Annotated in this window: 2 protein-coding genes; both read left to right on the forward strand. The window is 34.8% G+C overall.

Annotation, left to right across the window (positions count from 1 at the left end):
• Positions 1-1,871, forward strand: a 1,871-nt coding sequence (locus F6K40_RS14385; protein ID WP_293136932.1) for a hypothetical protein, incomplete at its 5' end; no start/stop codon positions are given.
• Positions 1,872-1,890: 19 nt separating this feature from the next.
• On the forward strand, positions 1,891-8,165 hold a 6,275-nt coding region (locus tag F6K40_RS14390), incomplete at its 3' end, for a glycosyltransferase (protein WP_293136933.1).

Below are 8,165 nucleotides of genomic sequence, written 5' to 3' on the forward strand. Positions count from 1 at the left end.
ACTTAGGCAAAACGGAAGAGGTGGGAAATGCCAAGGAAGAAATAATCGGAAAGATTAACTCGGCAGTCGTAAGTCAGAATTTAGAAGTGAAAAATTTAGGCAAAACGGAAGAGGTGGAAAATATAGACTCAGAATTGAAAACTGAGAATTTAGAAGTGAAAAATTTAGGCAAAACGGAAGAGGTGGAAAATATAGACTCAGAATTGAAAACTGAGAATTTAGAAGTTAATAATTTAGGCAAAATGGAAGAGGTGGAAAATATAGAATCAGAATTCAAAACTGAGAATTTAGAAGTTAATAATTTAGGCAAAACGCAAGGTGTGGGAAATGGCAAGGAAGAAATAATCGGAAAGATCAACTCAGAATTGAAAACTGAGAATTTAGAAGTGAAAAATTTAGGCAAAACGGAAGAGGTGGGAAATATAGAATCAGAATTTACAAATGAGAATTTAGAAGTGAAAAATTTAGGCAAAACGGAAGGTGTGGAAAATATAGACTCAGAATTCAAAACTGAGAATTTAGAAGTGAAAAATTTAGGCAAAACGGAAGGTGTGGAAAATATAGACTCAGAATTCAAAACTGAGAATTTAGAAGTTAAGAAATTAGGCAAAATGGAAGAGGTAGAAAATATAGACTCAGAATTCAAAACTGAGAATTTAGAAGTTAAGAATTTCGGTGAAACGGAGGATTTGAAAAATGCCAAGGAAGAAATAATCGGAAATATAGAATCAGAATTCAAAACTGAGAATTTAGCAGTTAAGAACTTAGGCAAAATGGAAGAGGTGGAAAATATAGAATCAGAATTCAAAACTGAGAATTTAGCAGTTAAGAATTTCGGTGAAACGGAGGATTTGAAAAATGCCAAGGAAGAAATAATCGGAAATATAGACTCAGAATTCAAAACTGAGAATTTAGCAGTTAAGAACTTAGGCAAAATGGAAGAGGTGGAAAATATAGAATCAGAATTCAAAACTGAGAATTTAGCAGTTAAGAACTTAGGCAAAATGGAAGGTGTGGGAAATGCCAAGGAAGAAATAATCGGAAAGATCAACTCGGCAGTCGCAATTCAGAATTTAGAAGTGAAAAATTTAGGCAAAACGGAAGATGTGGAAAATGCCAAGGAAGAAATAATCGGAAATATAGAATCAGAATTCAAAACTGAGAATTTAGCAGTTAAGAATTTCAGTGAAAGGGAAGAGGTGGGAAATATAGAATCAGAATTCACAACTGAGAATTTAGAAGTGAAAAATTTAGGCAAAACCGAAGAGGTGAAAAATATAGAATCAGAATTCACAACTGAGAGTTTAGAAGTTAATAATTTTGGCAAAACGGGAGATGTGGGAAATGCCAAGAAGCAAATAATAGGAAAAAAGATAAAAGAGGAAAAAACACTCATATCTGATAATCAAGAAATCGAATATTTCTCAGAAAAAATATTCTCTGATAGTCAAACAAAGAAGCAAGTAACAACAGAAGTTGAGGAATTACCTTTATCCAATACTCAAGAAACTCGAAATTTACTAGAGAAAATATTCCCCGATACTCATCAGTATCAAACTGAGATGAAATTTCAAATAGAAGGTCAAAAACGATTTCGAGTTTATCCACAAATAGAACCTATAGGTACTTATTCTATTGCCTGTGAAATTGAGATTTTCAAGAGCAAAAACAGAGAAGCTTTAGTACAAAAAACTCTTCCCTTAAACAATAAAAATATATTTGGTAAAAATAACTATGGAGTGATAGAAATAAAAATTCCTGAATATTCAGGAGAAGTAATTGTCAGATTAAAAACAGTAATTACTGACAGAATTACTTTGCCACTAGAACAAGAAGTATTAGTATCTTGGAACTTTGCAAATTTTGCTTAAAAAATTGGAGGAAAATTAGATGAAATCAACAGTTTTTATTATTACAGGAATGCACCGTTCGGGAACCTCATTAACCGCCTCTTTATTTCAGAGTGTAGGAGTAAATATTGGGGAAAAATTAGTTAGTGCCGAATATGGAAATATTAAAGGGCATTTTGAAGATATTGAATTTGTAGAACTCCATAAAGGAATCTTGCGATCGCAAAACATTGATGACTTAGGAAGTAACATAGAAACTAAACAAATTCTGGTTAAAAAACAATACCTCAAAGCAGCAAAAAAACTCATAAAAAATCGTGAGGAAGGGAATGATAAAAACAAAAAAATCTGGGGATGGAAAGATCCGAGGACTACATTATTTTTAGATTTTTGGTTAGAGTTATTGCCTGATGCTAAGTTTATTTTTGTTTATCGTTCTCCTTGGGAAGTAGTAGATTCTCTTTATCGCCGAGGTACGGATGAAAAGTTATTGGATAAACCAGAAATAGCGGTGAAAATGTGGTTGGATTATAATCAGAGAATTTTAGATTTTTATCAACAATTTCCAGCACAATGTTTAATAGACAAAGTTGATAGTATTGGCAAAAATTCTGAAGGCTTTATTCAGGCGGTTAATGAAAAATTTGGGGTAGATTTAGCAGTGCCTCCTCCTGGAAATTTTGCAGAGTCTTTATTAATAAAGGATATTAGTAAAACTACTAAACCTAGTCTCATAGAAAAATATTTTCCAGAAACATTGGAGGTTTATCAGAAACTGGAAGGAATCAGGAGTCAGGAGTCAGGAGTTAGGAGTTTTTATGAAGTTAGAAGTCAGGAGTTAGAAGTCAGAAGTAATGAGTCGGGGATTGAAAGTGAATCAGAATTATGGGAATTTCGGGATTGGTTAAATATTCGAGGTTTAGAAAAACAAAATTATCTTTTAGAAAAACAAATTAATAGTTTAGAAACAGATGTAGAAAGATGGCAAGAAATATTTCAAGAAGCACAAAAGAAGGTAGGAAATTTAGAAACGGAATTAGGTGAAACCCAACAAGAACTTGATACTAGATCGGTTAAACTGCAAGAGTCTACTCAAAAGTTAGAATTACTGGAAATAGAGTTGGGTGAAACTCAAGTTCAACTTGATGGTAAAGAAACAAATTTACAGGCATCTCAAACCAAGGTAGTAACATTAGAAAGAAAACTAGGACAGACTCAATCTCAGTTGGAAAATAATGAAACAAAATTAGAGGAGTCTCAACAAAAAATTGTTAGATTGGAAATAGATTTAGGGCAAACTCAGGCACAACTTGATAATTCAAAAACTAGGTTTAAAGAAGCTTTAGCAAAAATTTTAACTCTGGAAACGGAATTAGGTAAAGCTTTAGTTCAACTAGAAGGTACTCAGATTAAATTAACTGAGTCTCAGAAAAAATTATTGGGAGTAGAAACAGATTTCGGGGAAATTCAAGTTCAACTTGAGGGTAATAAAATTAAGTTAATTGAGTCTCAAGAAAAAATTGGCATATTAGAGACAGAATTAGGTCAGACTCAACTACAACTCAATGGTAATATCCTAAAGTTACAAGAGTCTCAAACTCAAATTCAACTGTTAGAAACAGATTTAGGAAAAACTCAAGAAAAATTAGATGGTACTCAGGTAAAGTTATCGGAGTCTCAAGACAAAATTCAACTCTTAGAAACAGATTTAGGAAAAACTCAAGAAAAATTAGATGGTACTCAGGTAAAGTTATCGGAGTCTCAAGACAAAATTCAACTGTTAGAAACAGACTTAGGAAAAACTCAAGAAAAATTAGATGGTACTCAGGTAAAGTTATCGGAGTCTCAAGACAAAATTCAACTGTTAGAAACAGACTTAGGAAAAACTCAAGAAAAATTAGATGGTACTCAGGTAAAGTTATCGGAGTCTCAAGACAAAATTCAACTGTTAGAAACAGACTTAGGAAAAACTCAACAAAATTTAGATGGTACTCAGGTAAAACTATCAGAATCTCAAATTTCAATTCAACAGTTAGAAACGGAATTAGGAAAAACTCAACAAAATTTAGATGGTACTCAGGTAAAACTATCAGAATCTCAAATTTCAATTCAACAGTTAGAAACGGAATTAGGAAAAACTCAAACCACTCTCGCGCAAACTCAAACCACCCTAGAAGAAACGAAAGCTGAATTAAACGCTCAAAACTACGAAACAGAAACACTTAAGGTAGAAATTTCTGCGATGAAATCTTCTAAATTCTGGAAACTTCGAGAAAAGTGGTTTAGTCTCAAAGGTAAACTTCAAAAGTTACAACCGCGCTTCCTTTTTTCTATCGACTCTCCTATTAACTGGCAAATTTCTAACTCGGAAATAGAAATAGTAGGTTGGTGTTTCCACAATACTTTCAATATCCAAAATATTCGTGCCAAAGTAGGAACAGAAATTTTTCTTGGTAACTATGGCATTCCCCGACCAGATGTTGAAGAATTCAGGAGTCAGGAGTCAGGAGTCAGGAGTCAGGAGATGGAGAATTCAGGAGTCAGGAGTCAGGAGTCAAGTAATATTAATATTTTGACTGCTTTTAATTCTGGATTTGAAATATCTGTACAACTCTCTCCTGGAAATTATGAATTAATACTCGAAGCAGAGGATCAAAAAGGAGAATGGCAGAAATTCGCAAGTTATCCCATATCAGTATCTACCGTCGAAGCAAATTTCGATGCTCCGACAAACTGGCAACTGCGGGAAGGAGAAATCTTATTTGCTGGTTGGTGTTGCCATCCAGAACAGAAAATTACTAAATTAGTTCTCAAATATGGGGATATTTCTATAGATTGTGCCTATGGTTTGCGTCGGAAAGATGTGGGAGAAGTTTTTCCAGATTGGGTGGGAAGTGACCATAGTGGGTTTGAAGTAACCGTCGAACCTCCTGTTGGAAAATGGCAAGTTAGTTTAGAAGCATATTTGGAAAGTGGGGAAATAGTAAGTTTTTATTGCTCGGAAATTTTGGAACTAAGACGTTATGGTTTTTCTGAAAAAGCTAAGGATAAATTTCGGCAGTTATTCAAATTTGCCAAAGCTATTCAGAAACGGACTGCCGAAAGGAAACAAAGGTTAGGTCGAATTTTACCTCTACCCTCAGAATTACCCAATATTGCCAGACAAATATTAACAATATATAGACAGCAACAAAAGCAAGGGGGAGAATTATTACTTCCTCCTGGGTTTGTCCTGCCAGAAACTATAGATGTTTATGATGCTTGGTTGGCAGTAAATAAGTGGGGCGATCGCTCTCGTCAATATTTAGTATCCCGTTTGGATAGTTGTCGGACTCCTTTGCCGAAAATTTCTGTGGTTATGCCTGTTTATGACCCACCTCTAGAATTTTTACGCAAGGGAATAGCCAGTGTACAAAACCAAGTATACCAAAATTGGGAGTTTTGCCTAGCGGACGATTGTAGTAGTAATTCAGATGTTCGGGAAATTCTGACGGAAGTAGCTAAGACTGACTCCCGGATTAAACTGACTTTCCGTTCGGAGAATGGCAATATTAGTGCTGCAACTAATTCTGCTGCTGAACTTGCTACGGGAGATTTTATTCTCTTTTTGGATAATGATGATGAACTTAGTCCGGATGCTTTAGGGGAAGTTGCTCTATATATAAGTCAAAATCCAGAGACAGATTTTCTTTATTCGGACGACGATAAAATTACTACGGAAGGCAAAAGATTCGATCCTCAATTTAAACCGGAATATTCTCCAGAATTATTACTTTCCTATATGTATATGGGTCATTTGTGCGTGGTGAGAAAGGAAATTTTTGACAGAGTGGGAGGTTTAAGAATTGGTTTTGAAGGTTCTCAAGATTATGATTTTGCTTTAAGAGCAACCGAAATTTCTCGTCATGTCGGACATCTACCTTTAGTGTTATATCATTGGCGAACTTCTCCTGGTTCGACTGCTATTTCTGGAGGGGAAAAACCGAAGAGTTTTCTAGCAGGTGAAAAAGCAGTTCAAGAAAGTTTAAACCGTCGAGGGATAGTAGGAAATATTTATCAACCAGATTGGGCAGTTCGCGAAAGATTAGGAATTTTCAAACCAACTTTTCCCGACGAAGGTGACTCGGTGACAATTATTATTCCAACTAAAAATCAAGCTAAGTTATTGAAAGCTTGTCTTGAGTCTTTGCGCCAGACAACTTATCAAAATTATCAGGTTTTTGTGATTGATAATGAAAGTGATGAGTCTGAGACTTTGGAGTATTTGGCAAGTTTGAAAGATTTATATTTGGGTGAGGCAAATGTATCAGTTACTCCCATTGCTAATACTGATGGAAAATTTAACTTTGCTGCGATAAATAACCGCGCAGTCGAGCAGGTAAAAACTGAGTATGTTTTGTTTCTAAATAATGACACGGAGGTTATTTCTCCTAACTGGTTAAGTCAAATGATGGGTTATGCAAAAATTCCTGGAGTCGGAGCAGTCGGAGCTAAGTTAATTTATCCCGATAAAAGGATTCAACACGCTGGTGTAATTCATGGTTTACATCATGGTTTAGCAGGTCATGCTTTTAAATTATTACATAGTGAAAATAGAGGTTATCTTTCTCAAGCGTTTGTGTCAAGAAATTATTCGGCAGTAACCGCAGCGTGTATGTTAACTCCTCGGAAATTATTTTTAGATAATGGTGGATTTGATGAGGAAAATTTTGCCGTTGCTTATAATGATGCAGATTATGGTTATCGACTTTTAGTTCAGCGTTTTAATAATAGTTATCGTTCAGTTTATTGTCCGGATGCTGAGTTAATTCATAAGGAAGGAACGAGTCGGGGTTATTCTGATAATCCTCAAGAAGAGGCAAATTATCGTCGGAAATATTCTCGGATGATAGATGGTTTTTATAGTCCTCATTTTTCTCAAGAAAGTGAGTTGTTTGAAATTCAACCGAGAAGATTTTTGATTAAAATTCAAAATTCAAAATTCAAAATTCAAAATTTAGAAAGTTATTCAAACGAATCAGAATTAAATCCTCAGATACTAAAGGCAAATTATACCAATGAATCAAAAATAGATACTCAAGCAAAAGTCGATAATTCTCAGAAAGAATCAGAATTAAATCCTCAAACTCCAGAGGCAAATTCTCTCAACGAATCAGAAATAAATGTTCAGGCAAAAGTCGATAATTCTCAGAAAGACTCAGAATTAAATCCTCAAACTCCAGAGGCAAATTCTCTGAATGAATCAGAAATAGATATTCCGGAAAAAGTCGATAATTCTCAGAAAGAGTCAGAGTTAAATCCTCAAACTCCAGAGGCAAATTTTTCAAAAGAAGGAAGAAGTCGGAAGTTGGAAGGAAAGAGTAAAAAGTTCAATGGTTTTGAGAAAGGAGTAAAAATAAATAGTCAAGCAAAATCAGAATTAAATTCTCAAACTCTAGAGACAAATTCTCTGAATGAATCAGAATTAAATGCTCAGGCAAAAGTTGATAATTCTCGGCAAGAGTCGGAAATAAATTCTCAGACTCTAGAGGAAAATTATCTCAACGAATCAGAATTAAATGCTCAGGCAAAAGTCGATAATTCTCGGCAAGAGTCGGAAATAAATTCTCAGACTCTAGAGGAAAATTATCTCAACGAATCAGAATTAAATCCTCAGGCAAAAGTTGATAATTCTCGGCAAGAGTCGGAAAAAAATCCTCAGACTCTAGAGGAAAATTATCTCAACGAATCAGAATTAAATCCTCAGGCAAAAGTTGATAATTCTCAGCAAGAGTCAGAATTAAATCCTCAGACTCTAGAGGAAAATTATCTCAACGAATCAGAATTAAATCCTCAGGCAAAAGTCGATAATTCTCGGCAAGAGTCGGAAATAAATTCTCAGACTCTAGAGGCAAATTCTCTGAATGAATCAGAATTAAATGCTCAGGCAAAAGTCGATAATTCTCGGCAAGAGTCAGAATCAAATGCTCAGGCAAAAGTTGATAATTCTCGGCAAGAGTCGGAAAAAAATCCTCAGACTCTAGAGGCAAATTCTCTCAACGAATCAGAAATAAATGCTCAGGCAAAAGTTGATAATTCTCGGCAAGAGTCGGAAATAAATTCTCAGACTCTAGAGGCAAATTCTCTGAATGAATCAGAAATAAATGCTCAGGCAAAAGTTGATAATTCTCGGCAAGAGTCGGAAATAAATTCTCAGACTCTAGAGGCAAATTCTCTGAATGAATCAGAATTAAATGCTCAGGCAAAAGTCGATAATTCTCGGCAAGAGTCAGAATCAAATGCTCAGGCAAAAGTTGATAATTCTCGGCAAGAGTC

This window comes from Okeania sp. SIO3I5, from assembly GCF_010672085.1.
Lineage (GTDB): Bacteria > Cyanobacteriota > Cyanobacteriia > Cyanobacteriales > Microcoleaceae > Trichodesmium.